We start from the raw sequence: 24,981 nt of genomic DNA, 5'->3' as shown, positions 1-24,981 counted from the left end.
CATGATATGAGATTTATAATTTATTCTTGCTGCCTTATTGCTTTTGCTGTGGTGTTTTTTAAACCTAGCTCTGGGGTTAACTCGACAGGATCAAAAGACAGTAGTGCACAGATAAAAAAAACAGATGCATTAAGTGGATATGGATTTGACGCATTAAAAAATGATTGGCCAGCATTAAATAATGATAATGCACTCGTTTCTGATAATTGGCTGGCGACTAACTACCTACTAATTTTTGATGGTAGCGGTTCTATGGATAATACTAATTGTGGTAATGGGCAAAAGAAAATTGTCGCGGCAAAGCAAGCAATACAAACCTTTATTAATGATATTCCTAATTCAGCCAATGTCGGGTTATATGTTTTTGATAATAAAGATGCGTCATTGCGTGTACCACTTGGCAATAATAATCGAGCGACATTAAAACAAGCGATTTATGACGTAACAGCTGGTGGTGCAACACCATTAAAAAGCTCTCTAGATTCGAGTTACGCAGCATTAGAGCATCAAGCCAGTAAACAATTGGGTTATGGGGAATATAACGTTGTGATTGTTACCGATGGTGATGCAAGCCAAGGAGAAAATCCACAACCTGCGATTAATCGTATCTACCGTGACTCACCCGTTACCATTCATACCATAGGCTTTTGCATTGGTGAGCAACATGCGCTTAATGCAAAAGGGATCACCTATTACCAATCGGCTAATAACCCAGAAAAACTGTTAGCAGGGCTAAAAAATGTATTAGCAGAATCTGCAGAGTTTGATGTCGCTAGTTTTAATTAAGAAAAAGGTCATATATGCAAAAGCATAGTAAGTTTGCTCTTTTTATTTTAGTGCTAGGGGTAATGGGTTTAATTAGCTATAAGTTTTTACAGCCCCATATTGATGATCATGTTTATGCTGATACATCGGATGCGCGTAATACCAAAGGTGTAATAAAAATAGGGATGGATAACTGGGTTGGCTATTACCCGCTATGCTCTAAAGAAATGCGTCGATTATTACGCAATGAAGGCTATCGTTTATCTTGCATTGATGATGGTGCTAATTACTCCCAACGTATGGAAGGTATAGCTAACGGTGAATTAGATTTTGCCGTTGCAAGTGTGGATGCTTATATTACATCAGGTAAAGCATACCGTTATCCAGCCAGTATTGTTGCTGTCATTGATGAATCACATGGTGGCGATGCTATTGTTGCGAATACCGATGTTGTTACGTCGATCAATGATTTGAAAACGAATAAATCCTTATCGATTGGTTACACTCATGATTCACCCAGTGAACACTTACTGAGCGCGATATCTTCTCACTTCGATCTTAATCTTTTTAAATCTAACAACGTTAAACGAGTTGCGACTGCTGGCTCAAGCGATGCGTTATCACAATTAATAGAAGGCAAATTAGATGTTGCTGTATTGTGGGAGCCTGACGTGTCAACCGCGCTTGCCGAAGGTAATTTTGAAACCATTATTAGTACTGATGATACGAAAAACTTAATTGTTGATGTACTTCTTGCCAATAAAGCCGTGATTAAAAATAAGCCTGAAATACTTGATCGCGTATTAGCAACCTATTTTAAGGTACTTAAATATTATCGTGATAATCCTAATGTATTAGTTCAAGAGCTCGAAAGTATTACAGACTTACCGAATACTCAAGTTAAGCAGTTGCTTAACGGTGTACGATGGATAGGGCTCAACGACAACGTCTCTGCTTGGTTTAGTCAATCCCAGTTACTACTCGATACCATCGATAGCACTATTACAATTATCAATGATACATCAGCAACGCCACAACAGTGGTTACCCAATAATGATCCTTATAGGATAATACATTCCCCTCCTATTCAAACTGTACAACAAACACTTAATGATATTGCTTTAAATGAACCATCACACAGGCCAGTTAGCGAAGTATTTGCTGCATTAAGTGCAAAGCAATGGGCACATATGAGTGAAATAGGCACGTTGAAAACCCGTCCAGTTATTTTCTCTAGTGGTAGCGAGCGACTGACACCAAACGGTCAGCAGCAACTTAATCTTACTGCTGAAAGTTTATCGCATTACCCGAATTTTCGAATTCTAGTTGAAGGTCATACGGGTCTACGTGGTGATAAAGCGTTAAATATCGAGTTATCAGCCAAACGTGCAAAGGCAGTAAAAAGCTATTTAGTTAATCAACTCGGCTTTGAAGCCAGTCGTATTCATGCTGTGGGTAAAGGAAGTGATGAACCATTAATTCAATTAAGTGGGGAAAGTCAGCGTCGTTATGCCAATAGATTAATGCGCGTTGAAATTGCGTTGATGAGTGAAACTTATTAAAAGGAAGTAGATTGGATATTCTGTCGCCTCAAGCTATTAAAAATCAGGTAATTTCAAACAGTATTCAACACCCGATTGTTATATATAGTGGTGTGGTGGGCGCGATTGGAGCCGTATATAGCTTATTGTTCTCTGGTGAGTTATTGAGCTGGGGAGTCACGATTGCAGCTACTGCATTATGCTTTAGTAAATTACTGTGGGGATATAAGGTTAATTATAATTCTCATGCTAAGGCTATTGTTGAGAAGTATCATCGCAGTTTATTACAACAACGAGAGCAAACGCTGGTTGATTTAAAGCAAGAGCTAAGCCAAATAAAACAGCAAGATGCGCTAAAGCAAGTTGATCAATTAGGTTTAAAATTCAATGCGTTCCAGCAGGTATTAGATAGGGTCTTAAATAAAGACGAATTAGCGTACTCACGCTATATCACAATGGCTGAAGCGGTCTTTGTTGGAGCGTTAGATAATTTGCAGACAGTGATTGTAAATACTAAAGCCGTCTCAGGTATTGATATTGACTATATTCAACAGCAACTCAGTGATCTTAATTGCCAATTAACACAAATCACATCGCCTCAAATCTTATTAGAACAAAAAATAGATGCTTTGCAGCATCGAATTGTTATCTATAAAGATGCTCATCAGCATATCACAACCGTATTAATCGAAAACGAACAAGCAATGACAGAGCTTGATCGTGTCACAACGCAACTTTCTCAAATATCGCTTCTTTCATCGCAGCAAGGAATGGAATTAGAAACGGCAATGGAAGAGTTACGTCTACTTGCACAGCGCGCACAAAAATACAGTACTCGTTAAGGATGAACAATGGCACAGGAAAATACGACTCTTATAGTAGCGACGCCTGATACGGTAAAACAAGCCTTAGATATTCCAGTATCAGTTCCTGAAACTCACGATAAAATCAGTACGAAAGTAGAAGAAACCGTTTCAATGTTATTAGCTATCGGCGAACGTGATTTAACGCAGCAACGAGACATGACAAACTTGATGACCTCTTTAGGTGAAGATAGTTGTCGTCAGTTAGCTCAATGTAGCCAGTTATTGAAAACCCCATTGCATACGTTAGTTGATGATGCTCAAGATGGTGGTGGAACAGCAAAAAGCTTATTAGACTTGCAACAACAAGTGAATGCGGTTAATCCCAATCGTACTGACTTTACCATGGGCACGATACGACGTTTACTCAGCTTTCTTCCTTTTGTTGGAACCCCTATAGCGAAATGGTTTTCACGTTATCAAACGGCAGAAGGGGTGATTAAGGATATTGTGCAATCGCTTAGAGGCGGTCAAGCACAATTACAACGTGACAATATCACACTTGAAGCCGATCAAATTCGTTATCGTGAGTTAACATTTCTGCTTGAAGATTATGTTCGCTTTGGTCAATTGCTTGATGAGAAAGTAAATCAAACAATCGAGACAGCCCAAAATACAGAAACCAAAGTTAAGTTTTTACAAGAGCAGGTGTTATTTCCATTACGTCAGCGTGTGATGGATTTGCAGCAAACATTGGCTGTTAATCAGCAAGCGGTGATTACCACTGAAGTTATCATGCAAAATAACCGCGAGCTTATTCGAGGCGTTGATCGCGCGATAAATGTGACGGTATCTGCGCTTGAAACAGCGTCAGTCATGTCGATTGCACTTCAACATCAGAAAAAACTATTAGATGCGACCCAAGCTGTTAATGACACTACTAATGATCTGATATTACAAACCAGTGAGCAACTTCGAGATCAAGGGGTCAGTATCCAAAAACAAGCTTCTGAGAGCCAATTAGATATCAGTAAGTTAAAACAAGCCTTTTCAAATATTAATGCTGCATTAAATGATATTAGCCAGTATCGAGTTAAAGCTTTACCGCAAATGGCACAATCTATTTTAGAAATGGATCAATTAACCGAACAAATGGAAAGCCGTATTAAAGATGCTGAAAAGGGCAAAGACATTCAACAGAACTTGTCTCAGTTAATTGAACTTTAATCTTTGAAAAGGAATTTAAGATGGAAAATGGAATCAAGAAAAATTTACTACCAGCGAACGGCACGCATTGGAAAAAATGGTACGTACCGTTAGAAGAAGAAAATGCCACCATTAGAGAATGTTTAGCGACTCAAGCTCCAGTGGCTGCTGGCAGCGCAGATATACCATTGATTGTGAGATTAATTGAGAATCCTAAGTTTGATATCCCTGGGATCAATTTATTTAATGGCGCTGTTAGCTTAGAAGATCATGATGTTATTCACCTTTTATTAGGGCGGGGAATGCTACCGAAAGATGAGGCATTTGTTATTGGTTTTACGATGGGCTCATCAAATCGAATGTCAACGGCAGAAAAGAAGATGTACGCGTTTGCTGCTAAATATTTATACCCAGGGCCGTATAAATTTTCTGATGATGATATTGCTGTATTTAAGAAAGCGGCGCATCTTGGATACGTTTCTGACTGTCAGCCATTAGATACCATTAATTGTGCAGAACTAATGGATTTAAGTTTAAAAGAAGCGCGTCAGCGAGTCGGGATAGAACCTGATTTACTGGCGGCTTATTATCAGATTGAAAGTCAGCGTTTTAGTCAATTTGAAGAATGTTTACGTATAACACCTCAAGGTCGAGAAAAACTTGAAGCACAGATTAATGCTGAAAAATTAGCAGGATAAATAAAATTAGAACTTTTTGTGTATGATATTTAAGTAAAAATGCGCGCTAAAGCCTGTTTTTTAAACGAATGGTGGATTTGTTTAAAAATAGGCTTTACAGGTGAGTGATTGCTAGGTATTATTCGCGGCACTTACGGAGAGATGGCTGAGTGGTTGAAAGCACCGGTCTTGAAAACCGGCATACGTTTATAGCGTATCTAGGGTTCAAATCCCTATCTCTCCGCCATATTCTAGAGATTCGATTTATCGGGTTTCATAAAGAATTGGAGCGGTAGTTCAGTTGGTTAGAATACCGGCCTGTCACGCCGGGGGTCGCGGGTTCGAGTCCCGTCCGCTCCGCCAATACAACGAAGCCCCGTCAGAAATGACGGGGCTTTTTTGTATCTAAAATTTAAGCTGTTGTTGGCATGTATTGATGCACCTAGCCGAGGTCGAGAGTCCCGCAGGAATGTCCGCACTGCTTTTCGCTAACATAATGCTGTCTTAGTGTGGTGATCTTGTTAATTAAAAAATACCGCTAACCAAATCGTCAGTTTATTTGGTTCTGTCCAACTTACGCGGTGCTTTTGGTGAGCTGGAATATAAAGGTGATCGCCTTTTTCTATACGTTTAATTTCACCATTGGTAAAACTCACTTCAGCTCTTCCTTCTAATACGATAACCCATTCATTTTCAGATTGATCGTACCATTCATCTACTGGTGTTATATGTCCTTGCGAGACAATGCGCTCAATTCGTACCGAATCGGTTTTAAGTAAGTCGGTAAACTCTTCATTATCAAGTTTAGCGGGTAATTGACTAAAAATATTCATCATGTCTGTTTTCCGTTAACAGGTGGTTGAAGCAAGTTTTCAAGTTCTCAATCAATACTGGTATGTCATCAATGGAGGTATTACCAAAGCCAAGTACAATACCCTGCCAGTTTCGAATAGTATTCGGCAGCTCATAATAACTCAGTGGTCGTACAATAATATTGTGCTTAAAAGCCTGATCACAAAATTGTTTTTCACAGACGTTCTGGTGCCATCTTACGGTAATATGAAGCCCCGCAGCTTGACTGATCACTTCCCATTGCTGGGCAAAACTGTCTTTAATACTTTGGAGCATTTGTTGATGTTTTGCTTGGTATAGCCGGCGCATTTTCCGAATGTGACGAAGCAAGTGGCCGTCATGAATAAACTCCGTCATTGCTAATTGAAGCTGGGCTTGCGTTTCACCGCTGAGAGCATCTTTTATCTCAAGGTAACGAGGAAGAAGAGCTTGAGGGACGACCATATAACCAAGACGAATACTGTTGCACATCACTTTACTAAAAGTACCAATATAGATGATATTCACATTGATATTGGTTTGAGCTGCAAGTCCTTGTAAGGAAGGATAAGGGCGGTGAGCATATTGAAATTCACTGTCGTAATCATCTTCAATAATGGTCACATTATGTTGGCTTGCCCACTTTAGTAATTGGATCCGTTGAGAGATATTAAGTGTTGTGCCTAATGGATATTGGTTGCTGGGGGTAATGTAAATGGCTTTCGCTTTTGTTTTCGATAACTGTTGAAGGTTAATTCCATCGAATGGAGTCACTGAAAGCGGTGCTATTTTTACATTGCATAAGTTAACCACTTTACGCATTTGAGCATAACCGGGATTTTCAACAAGGACTATATCGTTAGGCTGAGTGCTTGCCATTATTGCCATGATTAATGCTTGTTGTGCCCCCGATGTTGAAATGATCCTATCGGCGGTGACATCGACAGAGCGTGATGTTTTCAAGTAATGCGTTAATACTTCTCTAAACTCCCACTCACCTTGTAGATCGTTACAACCAAGAAACTGTGTTCGATCAAACTGTTGTAGATAAAGACGTTGCCACTTTTTTCTAGGAAATGCGGCAAGATCTGGTACGCCAGGAGCAAAGGCATTATTCGTTGTGTTTATTTGTTGTTTGGTTGTGGGTTGTTTAAGTGAATCTTCACTGCTCGTTGTCGTGAGGTAATGATCTGGTAGGGTGGCTGCGACATAAAAACCGCTACCTGCTTGGCTACGAATATAACCTTCAGCAACAAGTTGGTTGTATGTGGCAATAATCGTATTACGACTGACATCGAGTATTTGTGCTAGATGACGAGTTGATGGCAACTTACTGTTCTTCGGCCAATATCCTTGGGTGATTTTATCGCGAATAGCATTAAACAAACTCTGCTGGCGCGAGCCTTGATGATGGCAAAGGGTTAAATCTCCGGTATCAATTAATGTCAAACTGGATCCATCCACTATTCAAAACTGGCTCTTACCTACAGTACCAAAGTTTGATGTTATGTCTATTAGAAGGAAGTGTAATTGTGGATCAATAGGAGAGATTGCGATGTTATCAAGCACAGATAGAACGACGATAAAGAAAAATCCGAATAAAGCCGTTTTCGAGACAGAAAAGCTCTATCAAATAATTGACGAAAGCTTACTTGCACATATTGCTATTGAGCAAAATGAGCAACCTATAGTTATTCCGATGTTGGTATGGCGAGTTGATAATAATATCTATGTCCATGGGGCTAAAAATAGCCGTTTAATTCGTGCGTTAAAAAAGGGGCAACCTTGTTGTTTAACATTTACGTTATTTGATGGTTGGGTACTTGCACGCTCTGCATTTCATCACAGTGCCCATTATCGCTCAGCAATGGTCTTTGGACAGTTTGATGCTATTGATGATAACCAATATAAAAATGCGTTACTGAACCACTTTATTGAGCAAATCGCACCGGGACGAAGTGAATGTGTACGACAAGGTAATGAAAAAGAACTTACTGCGACGGAATTACTCATGATGCCATTAACAGAGGCGTCAGTAAAAATTGGCTGTAATGGAGTAAATGATGATGAACGAGATATGGATTTATCCGTTTGGGCAGGAATTATTCCTTATAAAACGGTGATTGGCCCATTACAAGATGATGAGAAGATGGCAAGTGGAATCGATCAACCTGATTATTCTTTAGCGTATGGAAATCGATGGTATAAATAAACACGATCAGAAAAACTAAGTCCAGATATAGATTACTGGACTTAGTTTTCGGAGTATTAGCAAGATCGATTTAGGTCAAATTATGCTTGATGATGCTTTCTTTGACCTTCTGTCGTTAAACGTGCATTACCATGTGAATGTGCACGACGTTTGCCTTTACATGTTTTCATATCGCCCTTAGCCATTGTAAATCCTTAATTATTAATAGAACAAAGAAGATATTTGTATGATAAATATTTTCTTTATCAGTGCAAGTGACAACTTTGCAGCTAAGTTATTGATACTGTAAATTAAATTATACAAAGTTCGCGTCTTTAATAAGAAATAATGGCAATTGTTTTCGCTATTTAATAAGCAACAAAAGAGAATTAAGGAATGTGCTCATTAGATTGAAAATAACGCTAGCGAGGAGATGAAAACTAGCGCTAATTATTTTAAGTCATTTCTTAACGAGTAAGAAAAAAAGCCTGATAACTTAATGCTGGAAGGCGTTATCAGGCTTTTGTTACTCTATTCTATATAAATTTATTCCTCCCAGCGTACCAATGTATCGCTAGGCCAATCATGTCCAATATCCGAGTATTTTTGCTCGAGTACATGACGTTTAATTTTAAGGGTTGGTGTTAAAATACCATTCTCAATTGACCAAGGCTCTTTGATCATTAACACACCTTTGATCTTTGCGTGAGACTCTAGCTCGCGATTAATCGTTTCTATTACATGATGAACGCGTTTCTCGTAACGTTTACGATCAAAGTTAGGGAAGTGATGCGGGAGTGCTAATAAAATAGGGGCTGGCATTCCAGAACCGACTAAACACATCATCTCGACGTTACTAAGTTCAAACAGACGTTTCTCAATTGGTACGGGCGAGACGAATTTCCCTTTAGCCGTTTTGAAGGTATCTTTTTTACGACCTTGGATGGTGAGGTAACCATCTTCATCAATAAAACCGATATCACCAGTATGTAACCAGCCTTCGCTATCAAAGCTTTCTTTGGTTGCAGCATCATTATTGTAATAACCGGCAAATAGGCCTTTACTACGTACTAATATCTCATCATCTGCGGCAATTTTCAGTTCAACGCCTGGGCCTGCATTACCAACACTACCGACTTTGTCACTACGGTATGGGTGGTTTAATGTGCTATAGGCAAAAGATTCTGTCATACCCCAAGCTTCGGTAATATTGAGGCCAATACTTTCATACCAACGTAATAAACCCGCAGAAACGGGAGCAGAACCACAGCCTAATACTCGCGCTTCGTTAAGCCCTAAACCATCAGCGAGCTTGCGCTTTATTAAGCCAGAAATAAATGGAATCTTAAGTAACAGATTCAGTTTGGCTGGTGGTAGTTTCTCTTGAATTCGTTGTTGGAAAAGCGTCCATAAACGCGGGACAGAAACAAAAATAGTAGGGCGGTGCATTTTTACATCATCGATAAAGGTATCAAGAGACTCAGGAAATGCCACTTGAAGACCAGACATGATGGATGAACCAAAAATGTAAACCCGCTCAGTTATGTGTGCGAGTGGGAGATAAGAAAATAACCGCTCTGTTTCACCTAATCCAATATGATTGATTATTTGATGTGATGCCCAAGCAAAAGCGCCATAGGTCAGCATCGCGCCTTTAGGAAGCCCAGATGTGCCCGATGTATAAACAATCGACATTAATTCATCATCAGTATGTGCTGGACGTTCCTTGCTTGGGGCATGTTGTTCAATCAGCGTAGAAAAATTATATTTCCCTTCAGGTGTTCCTGGGTAGCTAAAAGAGATCGTCGGTATATCGGATAGCTTTTGTGTCACGCTATTGATGGCATCAGGGCTATCAAGTTTACCGATAATCACTAATTTACTGTCACTATGAGTAATGCAATGCTCAATGGTATCAGCCCCAGCTGTTGGGAAAATAGGAACACTGATATAACTACCTAGCATCATGGCCAAATCACAAATAAACCATTCCGCACAGTTTTTAGAGACGAGAGCAATACGCTCGCCCGGTTGGATCCCCAGTGCACGAAAGGCGCTGACTAGACGTAAAGCCTTATCTGCAACATCTGCATAGGTGTAGTCAACAAATTCACGGTTGATAATTTGGCGAAGATAGATATCAGTAGGACGTTCTTCTGCCCATTGTAGGATCATGTCATTGGGTAGCAGTTGAGCCATATTAGTTTCCCTTAAATGGTTTGCTACAAGGATGAAATCGTTCGATGACATCGTTTGTTATTATAATGTTAAATTTAAAGCGTATTTTAGGTGCTAGTCAAGGTGTTGCGTAAGGAAAATCAGTGAGCTAAACAGACAATATTTTAAGTTCTGGTGAGTGACTCGGGTATTTATTATTATAAAATCAATCAATTATTTAAAACGCTTGTATGAAAACAATTCTGATTATTTATAGAATAAATTAATGACTTTGTATCAGATTTGTTAACACGATCATGTTTGTTTTGTTGTTGATAAAGGCGACAATAAAAAAGTACTTTTATTGTCGCTTAAAAAGATGACAACTGAATGTAATTTTGCGCCTTTTGGTAGAGTGTTTGATAACGCGATGACGTGCGATCTTGTGATTCACAAATACTGAGTAAATCTTCAATGAAATAACCTAATGCTCGGTTTTCGATGGTTTTGATTTGTTGCTGTATTATTAGAGGTAAATCATCGTAAATGGAAGCGGCACCAAAATCGCCAACCAGAATATTGGCATGCTCATCAAAGAGGACGTTATGGGCATAAATATCACCATGAGCCACACCTTGGTTTTGCATATGTTCAATCACGTTTGTCATTTGTGACACTATTTTTGTGATTTGCTCAATGGTTAACGTAAAGCCGTTAGGAAAGGTATCGCGTGTACAGGTTTCAAACGTTGGTGGTAAGCCTAAGTTTTTAAAGTGCGCAGGGATTAATGCCATAACAAGTGCTAAATGTTTAGGATCTGTAACGTGTGCTAATGATTGTACAAGGTTTGGGTGGCGACCTGTTTTGAGACAAGCGTTTAATTCATCTTGTGGGTAACCGTCAGACGTCACCTCACCTTTAAAAACTTTAACTGCGATATCTGCTGCCAGTTGATGGGTATTATTTTTCCATTCGGCTAATGAAATAACGCCAGATGCGCCTTGCCCTAGCACTGATCGTAATGTGTAATCATTCGGTACCACTTCAGGCAATGTATTGTTTACCTGCTGATGGCGATTAAAATCATTACCAGAAAAGGCCAGCCACGCGAGTTTTGGCAAATTAAGCAGTTGAGTTGGAAATGTTTGTAAGCGGTTAGCAGATAAACGGATTAACTCTAAATTATGTAGTTGATCCATTGTGGTTGGCAATTCTGTGAGTTGATTACCTGCTAATGCAAGTTTCTGCAGGCGGGGGCGTAATCCTAAACTTTGTGGTAATTGAGCGATATTATTATCGGTTAAAATCAGCCACCGCAGTTTTTGAGGTAACGATGTTTCATCAACGGTAGTGATCTGGTTTGATTTAAACCCGATCATTTCTAAGTTTGGGCAAGCCCCTAAGACCTTCGGTAACTCGGTAAAGCAGTTATTTGACATAAACACAATGCGCAGCTTGGTTAGCTTGGCAAAGTCGTCAGGTAACTGGCTCAGTTTGTTATCCGTTAAATCTAGGATTTCCAAACTATTTGCTAGCGAAAGAATTTCGAGAGGAAATGTGGTTAATTGCTGCGAAATTTTTAGTCGGGAAATATGCGCCAGTTCACCAGAGCGTAGTTGTTCTAACGTATGCAAAATCTGTATACCTAATTATATGAAGAGTATTGTCTCTATTGTACCTTGTGTAGTGTGAATGCCAATTAACGAAATAGCGATAGGTATTTTAATGACTTATCTAGAAGTGTAAATAATGTGCAATATTTTGTTGTAAAAATGTCCACACTATCGGTTGCGCCACGGCAAAACGGCAGTACACTAGCGCCTACTTTTGATGATATCTGTTACTGATTTCGTTTATTTCCAAAGATGACACTGCAAGTACCGAGGGTTTTGTGTTTAAAAAAGCGTTATTGCCATTATTGGTTATGTTCACCGCTGTTACTGATGCTCAAGCAGCCTATTCGTATTCAACTTACCCTCCCGCAGGTACACGAACCGTTGATGATGTAATGAAGCGTTACTCTCCTTTCGTTGAGCCAAGGATGAAACGTTATTTTGAACAAGCAGGTTTATCTTACCCTCCGAAAAATATTGCACTCTTTGCGATGAAAGAAGAAATGTCAGTAGAACTTTGGGCAGAAGAGAAAGGTAAGTGGTCTTACGTTAAGCGTTACAATATCGAGAAAATAAGCGGTAAAAAAGGACCTAAACTACGGGAAGGTGATAAACAAGTTCCTGAAGGTATTTATCGTGTTTCTTTATTGAATCCCAATAGTCGCTTTCACCTTTCGATGAAGCTAGATTACCCGAATGCTTTTGATCGTAAATACGCAAAATTAGAAGGCAGAACGTCTCCAGGTAGTAATATTTTCATTCATGGTAAACAAGCATCGACAGGCTGTTTAGCCATGGGCGATTATAGTATTGAAGAACTATTTTTACTCGCCCAAAGAACAGGGCTTGAGAATATTGAGGTGGTTATTAGCCCACACGACCCGAAAAAAGGGAAGTTGCTGGCGTCAGTGAATCAACCGTTTTGGACCCAGATCCTTTATCGTAATATTGAACAACAAGCGAAAAAGTTTGGTCGCTAATTGGTGGACTGTTCTATTTAGTAAATGGCTTGTAAAGTAAATAATTACATTTGATTTGGCGCTTTTTAACCAGATACAACATGATGTCGCTAAAAATGTGAGTTAGCGCTAGTTAAGGGAATCACATTTTGTAATACTAATACTAGCCACTGATTTCAATGAAGGATAATTATTGAAATCGTACTGTTGCATAAAATGATTACAATAGAGTCAACTCATTATGCCAAAGCGAAGTAAAGAAGATACAGAGATAACCATTCAAACGATTATGGATGCTGTAATTGATCAAATTCTTACCTTAGGTTACGACAAAATGTCATACACCACGTTAAGTAATCAAACAGGGATCTCTCGTACCGGTATTAGCCATCATTTCCCAAAGAAACAAGACTTTGCGCATGCACTTGATGGGCGTATCTATCAGCTGTTTGTAGATAAGCTTGATTTAACAGACGATTTAGCAGCATTTTCTGCAAGCTGGTCAGTTGCGCTTGATGATGAAAAATTCCGTGCAATTTTACGCTTACTCTTCCATCATATTTCTTCTGCAGAAACATCACATGAGTTTGCCCACCGTGGAATTGAACGCTTATTTACTCTTTGTGAGCAGCGTTATGGTCAGCAAAGTATTGATGAATTAGAACGCTTATTAGGGCGCTCGTTGATTCGTTTAGCTCGATAGATCATTATTTGGGTATTTGTTTAATCAATACTATGATGTGATCCCATATTAAACCCGCTTGACAGTGGGTTTTTTTATATCTTTAGTAATAACAATAACGCAATAAGAGTATGCTGTTATTATTCGAATTATCTGAATAATATTCATACAGTTTATCGATAAAGCAAGATGGCTCTATACATAAAAAATTGTTTTGTTTTAGAGTTATTGCTCTAGAATAAAAAAGCATTAAGAAAAACTGGTATCAAAGGGTTACCTTATGAGAATAAAACCATTTATGGTTAAACCACTGGCTATCGCTTTGCTAGCGATCACACCGAGTATTTATGCATCACCCATTGCGTTTAGTGATGCGTGGCATACTGTCGTGACGAAGAATGATGGTTTGGCGGCCGGACGTTCAAGTGTTGAGCAAGCAGAGTACATGCAAGATGCGGCAAGTGACTTATATTTGCCAACTGTGACGATTGGTGCAAATTACACCCGTTTGGATCAAGATGTAAAACTGTCACCTTCAGATTTATTTGGCAGTATGCCTGCATCATCCACAGCAGCGGGGCAAGAATTAACAAAAATTATTGCCGAGCTTACTAAAGTGACAGGCCTAGACCTTAATTCTGCACTAACGTCAACGATTGCAGATCGTGATGTGCTAACCAGTTCTGTTCGTGCTATTTGGCCTATTTTCACTGGTGGTCGTATTAGTGCGGCACAAGATATTGCTAAAGGACAAACAGAAGAAGCGAAATACATGCTTGCCATGATGCAACAGGCTAAATTTGAAGATTTATCCCGCTTTTACTTTGGTGTTGTTTTAGCAAAAAATGTTGTCGAAACACGTAAAGAGGTTGAAGCAGGGCTAAAACGTCATTACGAACATGCGCTTAAACTAGAGCAGCAAGGTCAAATTGCAAAAGTTGAACGTCTACAAGCAGAAGCGGCTTACGATAAAGCAAAAGTTGACGCACAAAAATCAGTGCGTGATTTAGAAATTGCGCAAGTTGCGCTAACAAGACTACTGCAGCAATCGAGTACCACTGTACCTACTACTAATTTGTTTATTAATAGTTCTTTACCGCCCATGTCGGCGTTTATAAATAAAACGTTAGCAAGTTACCCTGGTTTACATATTTTGGATGCTAAGCGTAAACAGGCTGATGGCTTAATTGATGTAGAGAAAGGCAAGTATTATCCAGAAGTCTATTTGTACGGTGATTATAACCTTTACGAAAGCGACTCTCTTGCCGCTAAAATGGCACCTGATTGGGCTGTAGGTATTGGTGTTAGTGTTCCGCTTCTCGACAGCTCTGGCCGTTCAGGTAAGGTAAAAGCGGCGCATTCGATGGTGACACAAGTGAATCATTTACGTGCGCAAGCTGAGCAAGATCTGACTGTGTTAGTTGAGAAAACCTATCGAGAAGCTAATCAAGCAGTCGAAGAATATAACGGTTTACAATCGAGTCTTGCATTAGCAAAAGAAAATATTCGTCTACGAGAAAAAGCGTTTAGCCAAGGGTTATCAACGTCACTGGATGTGGTTGACGCTGAACTGTATTTATCCGCCGTTAAAACCCAGCGACTTGCTGCGGCCTATCAATATGTTATGTGTTTAACTCGTTTACTTGCGGTAAGCGGTGAAATGAACACCTTTAATAATTATCAGAAATATCAAGGTATAGAGGTTTAATTGTTATGAGTAAGTTGAAGTCTATAGCAGTAGCGGTTCCTGTAATTGCTGTTGTGGGTTGGTTGGGTTACACCTTCTGGCATGCTTACCAGCCTCAACCTGAACGTATGCAAGGTCAGATTGAAGCGCAGCAATATAATATTTCCTCAAAAGTACCGGGGCGTATTGACCAAGTACTTGTTCGTAAAGGCGATGAAGTTAAACCGGGACAACTTATTTTTACCATTTTAAGTCCGGAAATTGATGCCAAGTTAGAACAAGCGAAAGCAGGTGAGCAAGCGGCTGGTGCGTTGGCAGAAGAAGCGGAAAAAGGCGCGCGACGTCAGCAAATTGCAGCTGCGGAAGATCAGTGGCGTAAAGCGACGGCGGCGGCGAAATTGATGAAAACGACTTATGTCCGTGTCAATAACCTTTATAAAGATGGCGTGATTGCAGAGCAAAAACGCGATGAAGCTTTCACACAATGGCAAGCGGCACAATATACCGAAAGTGCAGCATACCAGATGTATGAGATGGCCAAAGAAGGTGCACGAGTAGAAACGAAGCGTGCAGCACAAGAGAAAGTGAAAATGGCTGCAGGAGCAGTGGCCGAAGTAGAAGCGTATGTTGCTGATACCAAGATCTCTAGTTGGCACCAAGGGGAAGTTTCACAAGTGCTGCTGCATGATGGTGAACTAGCACCACAAGGTTTTCCTGTGGTGAATATTATTGATATTAACGATGCGTGGGCTGTCTTTAATGTGCGAGAAGATAAGCTAAAAGATTACCAAGAAGGTAAAGAGTTTAACGTAACCATTCCTGCATTAGGTGATAAAACCTATTCATTTAAAGTAACACACGTTGCGGTAATGGGTGATTTTGCTACGTGGCGTGCAACAGACACGGCGAAAGGTTTTGATATGCGTACGTTTGAAGTGGAAGCACGTCCAACACAACCAATTGATGGCTTGCGCGTAGGCATGAGCGTGATTGTAGAGCAGTAATATGAATAGCTTTCAGTATGTGAAGCAAGAATGGCGAAACATATGGAAAGATGGCTGGTTACGAGCATTAACACTGTGGTTACCTGCGGTGCTATTTCTCACTATGTGGGCTATTTTTTCTACGGGTATAGCGCATAACTTACCTGTTGGTGTTGTCGATCTTGATCATAGCCAGTTGTCTCGTCATTTTACTCGTTATGTGGATGCCAGCCCGACAATGGCTGTTACACGTCAATTCACGAGCCCAGATCAGGGCAGTGAAGCGATGCGAGCCAATGAAATCTATGCCATGGTGGTGATCCCAGATAATTTTGAAAAAGACACCAAGCTTGGTTTTTCGCCACAGATCACCACGTTTTATAATGGACAATTTATTTTAATAGGTAAATTGATCAACTCTGCAATGCTGCTGGCTGAAGGCACATTCAATGCAGGGGTTGAAACCGTTAAGAATATGGCGACAGGGGCACCAGTGCCGTTGCAAGCGATGGGGCAAGCGGTGCCTATTCGTGGGCAAATTACACCGCTATTTAACAGTAATAGCCATTATGGACAATTTTTGGTTTCTGCCATTATCCCGTCTATCTGGCAGATCTTGATTGTGGCCACAACGGTATTAGCTATTGCCTATGAAGCGAGAACACAAGGACTATGGAAGTGGTTACAAACGTCACCTGTTTCTAAGTTACTGGGTAAATTAGCTGCTTATACTGGGTTATTTTTGATCCAAGGCTTGCTGTTCTTGTGGTGGATGTACGTAGCATTGGATTGGCCGATGCATGGTGATTGGCATATCTTGATTGTCGCGCAATTGTTAATGGTGCTGGCGTGTCAAAGTATGGGGGCTTTTATCTATTTCCTTGCGATGGAAGTACCACGTGCCATGAGTTTTGCCGCGGCATTTACAGCCCCTGCCTTTGCCTTTATGGGGATCACTTTCCCTGCCACTGATATGCCTGTAATTGCCAAAATGTGGCGTAGCTTACTACCTGTAAGTCATTATATTGAAGTGCAATTACAGCAAGTTGATTATGGGACGGGGTGGTATCAGGCATCTCATCAATTGTTTGTTTTGTCGTGTTTTATGGTTGCAATGGTATTAGCAGTGATGTTGATGTTATTCCATCGCCGTAAAGCATTAAGTGGCGATGCTGTAAAAGGGGATGCCTAGATGAGCTGGTTAAATTTATTTAAGCATGAACTAAAAGCCATTTTTACGAATGTTTCTTTGGTGTTTACAGTATTTGGCGGCGTAGTTTTTTACTCGTTCTTATATCCGCTACCTTATAGCAATGAGATCCCTCGCGATCAGAAAGTTGCCGTGGTTGATCTTGATCAAACCCAGATGAGTCGTGAATTGATCCGTATGGCTGATGCCACACCCCAGGTTCATATTACTCAGCACTTAGGCAGTATTGATGCGGCAAAACAAGCGTTACTTGATCGTCAAGTAGAAGGGATTTTAGTGATCCCCCATGATTTCTACAAAGACGTGATGTTAGGGACTAGCCCAACACTGGCATATGCAGGTAATGCGGCATTGTTCTTGGTATACGGTACCATTGTGGAAGGATTAAGCGCTGCAGGCACTGATTTAGGTGTAAAGGCGAAGATAAACCATCTTGTTTTAAAGGGGGATAACTTCGTTCAAGCGACCGAACAGTACAGTGCAATGAAGTTAAACATGCGTCCAGTGTTTAATGTCACGATGGGCTACATTAACTATGTTGTTCCTGCTGTTTTTGTATTGATCTTACATCAGACATTGTTAATTGGTGTCGGTATGGTCGGTGCATCAGAAAATGAAGCGCGGGCGGCAGGTAAAAGTGGTTATTGGTCTGAATATCCAGTATGGATGATTATGGCGGTAAGGGCGTTTATCTTTGTCGTGATTTATTTGGTTTTAGCCGCGTACTATTTCGGTTTTACCTTCACCTATTATGGAGTAAATCGACTGGCGTCTATTCCTGATCTTTTTGCCATGACGATTGCCTTTTTGTTAGCGGTAATCATGTTGGGAATGGTATTAGGACAGTTGATTCCACGTTCTGAGTTAGTCACGCTGGTGGTGTTATTAAGCTCATTACCTTTAGTGTTTACCGCAGGCTTTATTTGGCCAACCTCTGAATTGCCAACATTACTACGAGAGTTAACCCAGTTAGCACCGTCAACGGCTGCTATTAATGGTTTTCTTGGTTTAAATCAGATGGGCGCAAGCTTTGCTCAAATGATTGGTTGGTGGCAGCAATTATGGTTACAAGCATTAGGTTTTGGTGCTTTAGCATTTTGGTTAATGTCACGAGCACGAAAGGCAAGTCGTTAAGCCAATAATAATTCAGCAGAAACAAAAAAGGTCACCATTAGGTGACCTTTTTTATATCAACAGCAAACTAAATATTAGTCAGCCATTTCTGCATTGTGGTAAACGTTTTGTACGTCATCACAATCATTCAATGCATCAAGGAATTTCTCGAACATTGCGATGTCGTCGCCAGCCAATTCAGTCATTGTCTGTGGAACGAAAGAAATTTCTTCAACATCTAATGTTACTTCTGGCATTGTTGCTGCAAGTGCATTTTTAATTTTGAAGAATTCTGTGTGAGGAGCGTAAACAGTGATCACGCCATCTTCACATGTGATGTCAGTCACATCAGCATCTTCCATCATTAGATTCTCAAGAACAGCTTCTTCATCTGTGCCTTTGAATTCAAATACTGCTTGGTGTTCAAACATGTGGCCAACAGTACCTGGGCTACCAATTTTTGCATTGTTTTTAACGAATGCTTGGCGAACGTCCATGAAAGTACGGTTGTTGTTGTCAGTTAGACAGTCAACGATAACCATGCAGTTGCCAGGACCAAAACCTTCGTAACGTGCTGTTGAGTAATCTTCACCGCCGCCACCTTTAGCCTTATCAATTGCTTTTTCGATAACGTGGCTTGGCACCTGATCTTTCTTCGCTTTTTCAATAAGACGGCGAAGTGCTAGGTTAGCATCTGGATCAGGGCTACCGTTCTTAGCACAAACGTAGATCTCTTTACCGTACTTTGAGTAAACTTTGATCTTAGCGCCTTGGGTTTTTGCCATAGACAATTTGCGTACTTCGAACTTTCTTCCCATGAGGAATCACTCTCTTTTACTATGTGTGACGGTCAATTTTGCAAGGATTTTACCAGTAACCCTCCTATTATTACTAGCGTGATCTGCTATTTAGCATAGAAAAGCGTCTTTTTTCTCACTTGATTGACGGTGAGGATCTCGGAAAAGTTACATCTTTTTTATTACTGTGATAATGCGTTGATCTTTAATTAACAAATTGAAACGCTATTTAAATGTTTATTAGACCGATAAATCCCATAGGGTAAGAAAGTTTCTTGATAGTAATTCAGTAAATATAAAGTGTTTAATATTAGGTTTCTTATATTGCGGTAATTAATTGAGTATTATTTTATATAATTCTCATCATGTAAGAATTTAATTTGCAGTATGGTTTTTTATTGGTTAAAAGTAATTATCATACAAAAAGAAGAAGCCAACACCGTGACAAATTCACTCAGTGCTAATGAAAAGCTGTTGCAAGTATTAATTCACATTGCAGCTTCACCTTTCCCTCTGCAAGCTCAGCAGTTAAGTGTCGAAATGAATATGCCTATTAGTAGTTTATACCGCTACTTAGCATTACTAAGAGATTGGAATTTAATCGAAGAAAATCACGGTCAGAATACATACAGTGCCGGGCCTGCGGCATTGCAATTACAACGTAATTTTCAGATTAACTCACCATTACCAGATGGTGTTCGACCGATATTGAAACGTTTGCAGCAACAAACGGGTGAGATGTCGGCATACATGGTGCCTGTTGGCTTTAATGCTTTGTGTGTCGATAGCATTGATAGTCCATACACTTTACGTTGTAGCTATGAAAAAGGGCAGAGCCAACCTCTTATCCGTGGTGCTTCATCAAAAGTTATTTTGGCGCATTTACCCCTTTCTCGCCAATTACGTATTTTGAAGCATTACGAGATCACAGAGAAAGAGCAATTAGACGCATGGTTAACAGAGCTTGATCTGATTAAACAAGATGGTTTTGCTATTAGTACGTCTGAAATTGACCAAGGTGTTTCTGGTGTGAGTGCGCCCGTTTTTATCGGTAATAAAGTGGCTGGCGCAGTGAGTGTCATGGCACCAGCTGAACGTATCAATAGCCGTAAAAATAAAATTGTTATGTGTGTCTTACAGGCTGCTCGCGCTTTACCACCACAACATTAAATTACAACGTTTTTGATCAAAGGAAGATAAACGTATGTTTGTAGATCATTTAAAAAAATTATTTAAAACTGATGATGTTAAGTCTCGTATTCCACATCGATCACATACGTTAATTTCTCCTTATATTGATCAACGAGAACAAGGGATTGTTTTACTCGGCATTATTTCTGATCTTAGTATTGGCTGGAATCGAGGTCGACAAGGGGCGAAGGAAGGACCAGCAAGTATTCGACGTATTCTTCCCAGTACACATTCGCATTCAAAGCTGCCCTTTTATGATGCTGGCGATATAGAACTGGTTGATGACGATACAAATTTCTCATCATTAAGTGATAAGCAAGCGCAAGTTGTACATGGTTTACTCCATTCTGGGCATTTCCCTATAGTGTTAGGGGGCGGTCATGAAATATCTATTGCAAGTTATCAAGCGTTATCTGATTTTGCCGATGATAAAGCAAAAATACATACCGAATGGCAAGTAGCTAAATCGATACCTGATAATGTTGTTGCTTTATCGGCGACGCAAGAAGATCCAACGATGAGTTATCAGCCTTGCCAAGCGCGTGTTGGGATCATCAATTTTGATGCACATTTTGAGTTGCGACCAACCTTGTCTGTTCGTTCTGGTTCGGCTTTTCATTCTGCATTATGTTATAGCAAGGAGCATCACCGAGATTTTCATTACCTTGGTTTAGGTATATGCGATCGTGCTAATTCACAAGCAATGTTTAAATTGGCTGAAGATTTGGGGTGTGAGTGGTTGCTTGATAACCAAATAACATCACGCAATAAAAAAGCAGTACAAACCAAAATTGATAAATATATCGATAGTGTTGACGTTATACAGTTAAGTATTGGGCTTGATGTATTTTCTGCATCTATTGCACCTGGTGTGAATATGACCCAAATGCAGGGGGTTGGTTTACCTATGGTCGAATGGGCAATTAAACATATTATGGCAAGCGGAAAAGTAAAGTTAGTTGATATCGCTGAGCTCAATCCTGAATATGATTATGCTAACCAAACCGCGAAATTAGCGGCAAAGTTGATTCAACTTATATCTCGATGCTTATAGTATAATAAGCCACCATATATAACAGATGGTGGCTTATTATTAATGATGTATGTCAACCATTAAACTCATCGTGATAGCTCATTACCATATTATTAATGTTATCCATTAAGGTATCGTATTTCTCATTATCTAAGTTGGCGAGAGATATACGAATGGACCATTGAGGAGCATCAAAACCAGCTCCTGGCATCACGATGATCGCATTTTCTTGAGCGAGTCGTACAACAAAATCTAGTGCGTTGTACGTTTTGGTTAACCACGTTAAGAATTTCTCACCATAAAGTTCATTAGCAATTCGTGCTATATCAATCTCAACATAATAAAACACGCCATTAGGATTATCTTCTGCAACCACTGGTGTACCTTTCATATGTTCCATTAAATGATGATAGCGGTCGCGAATGATATTTTTAGCGTCTTGTTTGTACTGCTGTTCATTGTCCATGAGTGAGAATACAGCAAAAAGTGACATTTGAATTTGCTGCGGTGTTGATAGCCCAGCAGTATGGTTTAAAGCTACTGCTCGACTATCTGAGACCAAGCGATCAATAAACTTCATACTATTTGGATCTAAATTAATATTTTTGTAGCGTTCAAACAGTGTATGTTTAACTTCATTTGATTGTTTTCTTAGTAACTCATCTAAAATATTATCAGGTTGGATACCGATAACACCTAAACGCCATCCTGTTGCACCAAAATATTTAGAGAATGAATAAACAAGTATCGTATTATGAGGAACGATCATTGCCAGTGAGGTAAAGTTATCGGCAAACGTGCCATAAACATCATCAGTGATAATAATAAGATCTGGACGTTGTTTAACAATATTTGCAATTTTAGTTAGCGTTTCATCACTCAATTTTACTGAGGGTGGATTGCTAGGGTTCGTTACAAAGAACGCTCTAATGTTTGGATCTAGTAATTTATTTAATTCAGTATCGGATATTTGCCAGATAAGATCCTCACTAGCTTCAATCTCAATACGGTTTAGCGCATAGTCTTCAAGATCCGGAATTTCTATATAAGGCGTAAATATCGGTGTTGCAATCGCAATACTATCACCAGCACATAATAAGCGATTACTTTTTAAGGTATTAAAGATATAAACAATCGCCGCAGTGCCGCCCTCAACAGCAAATAAATCAAATGGGCTTTGTGGCAAAGTATTTTGATTATCGCAAAGCGCACTACTTAAATATTGTTGTATAATGCATTCTGCGTGTTTAAGCATTCTATCTGGAACAGGGTAATCATCACCTAGTACCCCATTGGTCCATTCAAATACAATCTCGTCAGGATTAATCGCTTGATTCGTCTTAAGATAATCAATAGCATTGAGTAAAAATGTTAACCCATGATTATTTTGATTTTCTGTTTTAAAACAAAATTGTTGTAAACGTTGGAAGATGCCAAGCTTATCTGCTGTTCCGCCAAAGTTATCATAATTTTTAAATTTTAAGTTAGCTTCACTCAGTGCAAATAACCCTAATTGAAAAAAAGCCTCACGAGGTAAGGTTGCTACCCAATTAGGATTGCCACGACCAGCGTCTATTAGGGCAATGTCGGATTGCGATGAAGCCAATGTTAGTAGTGTGTTTTTAATTTCAAAAGGACTCAGTTGACTGAGTTTTTGTTCATCTAAGGCATTCATAATTTATATTATTGATCAGTTAGTTAAAGTTAGAAATAACTGGCTTATAAAGAGCCAGCAAAATATTTGTTATACACAGATGACTGTGAGTACGTGTATTGGAACACTATTACCTTTTTCTATCAAAGTGGAAAATCAGGGGTGGCTCTGCGACTACCAGCAATTAACGCTAAGGTTTAATTGGATTTTTCTTTTGTCAATTACAAGACCTAAAGATATTGATAAGGATAGTGAAATTAATGCGTAGGCTTTTAATTACTCCGTAACTACGTTCATAAATTCATGTTGAATAAATAGCTCATTTAAATTACACCTAAGGTTTAAAGTTATATAGCAACAAAAAAAAGAAGTTAAATATCATTAATATTGCGATAGATAATTTTTATACTGTATTCAGTGAATTATTGGCTAGTGATAACCAGTGAGTAACTTATGTCTTTTGCGAATTCTTGGTAGATAATTATGCTGAGATAATGATCTGAAAAACTCGGTCTTGTTATTTATAAAGTGTGAGATTGTTTCAATAAAATTCGTTATGAGTCGCATTTTTTTACTTTTACATGAAAAGATAAAATAAACCCTCTTTTAATGAACTTATCAATGATGAATTATCAATAAGTTTTATCGTGTTGATAAGAAACTTGGCTAGTTAAAGGAGTTAACATGAAATTGAAGCCACTCATTGTAGCAATGGGGTTTGCCACGGTTCCACTTTCAGGGTGTGGTAGTGATTCTGATGGAGAAATATCAAAAACAAAAGATCCAATACCAGAATCAGCTGTAACGTCAGATGTCTATTCTATTAAAGCTGTGGATGGATATTTAAGAAATGCTGAAGTGTGGCTTGATATTAATGGCAACTCTTTACACGATAAAAATGAACCATTCGCAATATCTAAAGATGGCGGTGTCGCTGATTTAGATGTTTCAGGTATAGATAACCCTGAACAATATTCTGTAATGGTTAAAGCAATTGCTGGCAAAACTGTCGATGAAGATACAGTAACCGAGACCAATAAAGCTGGCGTTCCTATTGCAAAACCTTTCGTATTATCAGCACCTGCTGGTGAATCTATTATCTCACCTTTGTCTACGCTTGTTCAGATCAATATGAATAATCAAATGACAAAGGAAGAAGCATTAGCAAAAGTTGCTCAAGATTTAAATATTGAAACAAGCACCATTCTTTCTGATTATGTAGAAAGTAACTTGGGTGACGTTGCATCTAAAGCAAATGCCATTGTTGAGTTAGGTATTGTTCCAGAGTCTGCTGAAGAACTAAAACAAGATATTCAAGAACTTGAGAATAAGCTATCTGAACATGTAGAAACGATAAAACAAGTTGTTGCTGGTCAATTAATTATAAAGGATGAGGACGGTAAAGCAGTTATTGTCCCTAATGCTGATAAAGATGACGATGGCATTATTGATGCTAAAGATGCTTTTCCTGATGATTCATCTGAGTGGTTAGACACTGATAGTGATGGTATTGGTAACAACAAAGATACCGATGATGACGGTGATGGTGTAGCTGATGCTGATGATGTGTTCCCGCTCGATAGCACAGAATCAGTAGATACCGATAGCGATGGTATTGGTAACAACAAAGATACCGATGATGACGGCGATGGTGTAGCTGATGTCGATGATGCTCTCCCTCTAGATAAAACAGAGTCCGTTGATACTGATGGCGATAGCATTGGTAACAACAAAGATACTGATGACGATAATGATGGTATCGCTGATGCTGATGATGTGTTCCCGCTCGATAGCACAGAATCAGTAGATACCGATAGCGATGGTATTGGTAACAACAAAGATACCGATGATGACGGCGATGGTGTAGCTGATGTCGATGATGCTCTCC

At 39.4% G+C, this 24,981-nt stretch carries 21 protein-coding genes, 2 tRNA genes and 1 pseudogene; 17 read left to right on the top strand and 7 right to left on the bottom strand.

Annotation, left to right across the window (positions count from 1 at the left end):
- Nucleotides 1–6 precede the first annotated feature (6 nt).
- The 7 genes from C9J45_RS11150 (at nt 7) to C9J45_RS11120 (ending at nt 5,355) form a co-directional block, all read left to right on the top strand.
- Nucleotides 7–786: a VWA domain-containing protein gene (locus C9J45_RS11150; protein WP_107292528.1), complete on the top strand. Its 780-nt coding sequence runs from the start codon at nt 7–9 to the stop codon at nt 784–786.
- 14 nt (nt 787–800) lie between these two features.
- Nucleotides 801–2,327: a phosphate ABC transporter substrate-binding/OmpA family protein gene (locus tag C9J45_RS11145; protein WP_107292527.1), complete on the top strand. Its 1,527-nt coding sequence runs from the start codon at nt 801–803 to the stop codon at nt 2,325–2,327.
- A gap of 11 nt (nt 2,328–2,338) precedes the next feature.
- The gene (locus tag C9J45_RS11140; protein WP_005366422.1) at nt 2,339–3,148 is read left to right on the top strand and encodes a hypothetical protein; all 810 of its coding nucleotides are present in this window, start codon (nt 2,339–2,341) and stop codon (nt 3,146–3,148) included.
- Between the two features lie 9 nt (nt 3,149–3,157).
- On the top strand, nt 3,158–4,336 hold the full coding sequence (locus C9J45_RS11135) for a toxic anion resistance protein (RefSeq protein ID WP_105061550.1): 1,179 nt from the start codon (nt 3,158–3,160) through the stop codon (nt 4,334–4,336).
- Nucleotides 4,337–4,356: 20 nt separating this feature from the next.
- Nucleotides 4,357–5,013: a hypothetical protein gene (locus tag C9J45_RS11130; RefSeq protein WP_052955886.1), complete on the top strand. Its 657-nt coding sequence runs from the start codon at nt 4,357–4,359 to the stop codon at nt 5,011–5,013.
- A gap of 135 nt (nt 5,014–5,148) precedes the next feature.
- Nucleotides 5,149–5,239: transfer RNA gene (locus C9J45_RS11125), tRNA-Ser, on the top strand.
- A 39-nt stretch (nt 5,240–5,278) separates the two neighbouring features.
- Nucleotides 5,279–5,355 (top strand) — tRNA-Asp (locus C9J45_RS11120).
- 158 nt (nt 5,356–5,513) lie between these two features.
- Here C9J45_RS11120 and C9J45_RS11115 read toward each other — a convergent pair.
- Nucleotides 5,514–5,828, bottom strand: coding sequence for a cupin domain-containing protein (locus tag C9J45_RS11115; protein ID WP_107207341.1), 315 nt, complete (start codon nt 5,826–5,828; stop codon nt 5,514–5,516).
- On the bottom strand, nt 5,812–7,287 hold the full coding sequence (locus C9J45_RS11110) for a PLP-dependent aminotransferase family protein (RefSeq protein WP_199189324.1): 1,476 nt from the start codon (nt 7,285–7,287) through the stop codon (nt 5,812–5,814). The genes C9J45_RS11115 and C9J45_RS11110 overlap by 17 nt, the downstream gene beginning before the upstream one ends.
- 91 nt (nt 7,288–7,378) lie before the next feature.
- Between C9J45_RS11110 and C9J45_RS11105 the strand changes: the two genes are divergently transcribed.
- Nucleotides 7,379–8,035, top strand: coding sequence for a pyridoxamine 5'-phosphate oxidase family protein (locus C9J45_RS11105; RefSeq protein WP_107246472.1), 657 nt, complete (start codon nt 7,379–7,381; stop codon nt 8,033–8,035).
- Nucleotides 8,036–8,115: 80 nt separating this feature from the next.
- On the opposite strand, the gene C9J45_RS11100 is transcribed toward C9J45_RS11105, so the two are convergent.
- From C9J45_RS11100 to C9J45_RS11090, 3 genes are all read right to left on the bottom strand, one after another.
- A complete protein-coding gene (locus tag C9J45_RS11100; protein ID WP_005366407.1) occupies nt 8,116–8,220 on the bottom strand; it encodes a 30S ribosomal protein THX in 105 nt (34 codons plus the stop codon).
- Between the two features lie 340 nt (nt 8,221–8,560).
- Nucleotides 8,561–10,213: an AMP-binding protein gene (locus C9J45_RS11095; RefSeq protein ID WP_107207338.1), complete on the bottom strand. Its 1,653-nt coding sequence runs from the start codon at nt 10,211–10,213 to the stop codon at nt 8,561–8,563.
- 329 nt (nt 10,214–10,542) lie between these two features.
- Complete coding sequence (locus tag C9J45_RS11090; protein ID WP_107292525.1) at nt 10,543–11,805, bottom strand: leucine-rich repeat-containing protein kinase family protein; 1,263 nt, start codon at nt 11,803–11,805, stop codon at nt 10,543–10,545.
- A 257-nt stretch (nt 11,806–12,062) separates the two neighbouring features.
- Between C9J45_RS11090 and C9J45_RS11085 the strand changes: the two genes are divergently transcribed.
- The 6 genes from C9J45_RS11085 (at nt 12,063) to C9J45_RS11060 (ending at nt 18,439) form a co-directional block, all read left to right on the top strand.
- Nucleotides 12,063–12,764: a murein L,D-transpeptidase family protein gene (locus tag C9J45_RS11085; protein WP_107287954.1), complete on the top strand. Its 702-nt coding sequence runs from the start codon at nt 12,063–12,065 to the stop codon at nt 12,762–12,764.
- Between the two features lie 220 nt (nt 12,765–12,984).
- Nucleotides 12,985–13,446 carry a TetR/AcrR family transcriptional regulator gene (locus tag C9J45_RS11080; protein WP_045083083.1) on the top strand — a complete coding sequence of 154 codons (462 nt, stop codon included), beginning with the start codon at nt 12,985–12,987 and terminating at the stop codon, nt 13,444–13,446.
- A gap of 259 nt (nt 13,447–13,705) precedes the next feature.
- Nucleotides 13,706–15,133: a TolC family protein gene (locus C9J45_RS11075; RefSeq protein ID WP_107207335.1), complete on the top strand. Its 1,428-nt coding sequence runs from the start codon at nt 13,706–13,708 to the stop codon at nt 15,131–15,133.
- 5 nt (nt 15,134–15,138) lie between these two features.
- Complete coding sequence (locus C9J45_RS11070; protein WP_107207334.1) at nt 15,139–16,116, top strand: HlyD family secretion protein; 978 nt, start codon at nt 15,139–15,141, stop codon at nt 16,114–16,116.
- 1 nt (nt 16,117) lies between these two features.
- Nucleotides 16,118–17,287: an ABC transporter permease gene (locus tag C9J45_RS11065; RefSeq protein ID WP_107207333.1), complete on the top strand. Its 1,170-nt coding sequence runs from the start codon at nt 16,118–16,120 to the stop codon at nt 17,285–17,287.
- The gene (locus tag C9J45_RS11060; protein WP_107246464.1) at nt 17,288–18,439 is read left to right on the top strand and encodes an ABC transporter permease; all 1,152 of its coding nucleotides are present in this window, start codon (nt 17,288–17,290) and stop codon (nt 18,437–18,439) included.
- 74 nt (nt 18,440–18,513) lie between these two features.
- Here the strand turns inward: C9J45_RS11060 and C9J45_RS11055 are convergent, their stop codons facing one another.
- Nucleotides 18,514–19,236 (bottom strand): YebC/PmpR family DNA-binding transcriptional regulator, encoded by a 723-nt coding sequence (locus tag C9J45_RS11055; protein ID WP_005366395.1) that lies wholly within the window; start codon nt 19,234–19,236, stop codon nt 18,514–18,516.
- A 366-nt stretch (nt 19,237–19,602) separates the two neighbouring features.
- Between C9J45_RS11055 and C9J45_RS11050 the strand changes: the two genes are divergently transcribed.
- Nucleotides 19,603–20,385: an IclR family transcriptional regulator gene (locus tag C9J45_RS11050; RefSeq protein ID WP_107207331.1), complete on the top strand. Its 783-nt coding sequence runs from the start codon at nt 19,603–19,605 to the stop codon at nt 20,383–20,385.
- A 34-nt stretch (nt 20,386–20,419) separates the two neighbouring features.
- Entirely contained in the window at nt 20,420–21,460 is a 1,041-nt protein-coding gene (locus C9J45_RS11045; protein WP_107261308.1) for an arginase family protein, read from the top strand.
- A 52-nt stretch (nt 21,461–21,512) separates the two neighbouring features.
- On the opposite strand, the gene C9J45_RS11040 is transcribed toward C9J45_RS11045, so the two are convergent.
- Nucleotides 21,513–23,114: a bifunctional aspartate transaminase/aspartate 4-decarboxylase gene (locus C9J45_RS11040; RefSeq protein WP_107261305.1), complete on the bottom strand. Its 1,602-nt coding sequence runs from the start codon at nt 23,112–23,114 to the stop codon at nt 21,513–21,515.
- Nucleotides 23,115–23,777: 663 nt separating this feature from the next.
- Between C9J45_RS11040 and C9J45_RS11035 the strand changes: the two are divergent.
- Nucleotides 23,778–24,981 (top strand): annotated as a pseudogene (locus C9J45_RS11035) (hypothetical protein); the annotation flags it as partial.

The sequence above is a fragment of the Photobacterium sp. GB-1 genome, from assembly GCF_003026165.1.
Lineage (GTDB): Bacteria > Pseudomonadota > Gammaproteobacteria > Enterobacterales > Vibrionaceae > Photobacterium.
The sequence above is the reverse complement of the archived record's forward strand: the minus strand, read 5'-3'. Positions and strand labels throughout refer to the sequence as shown.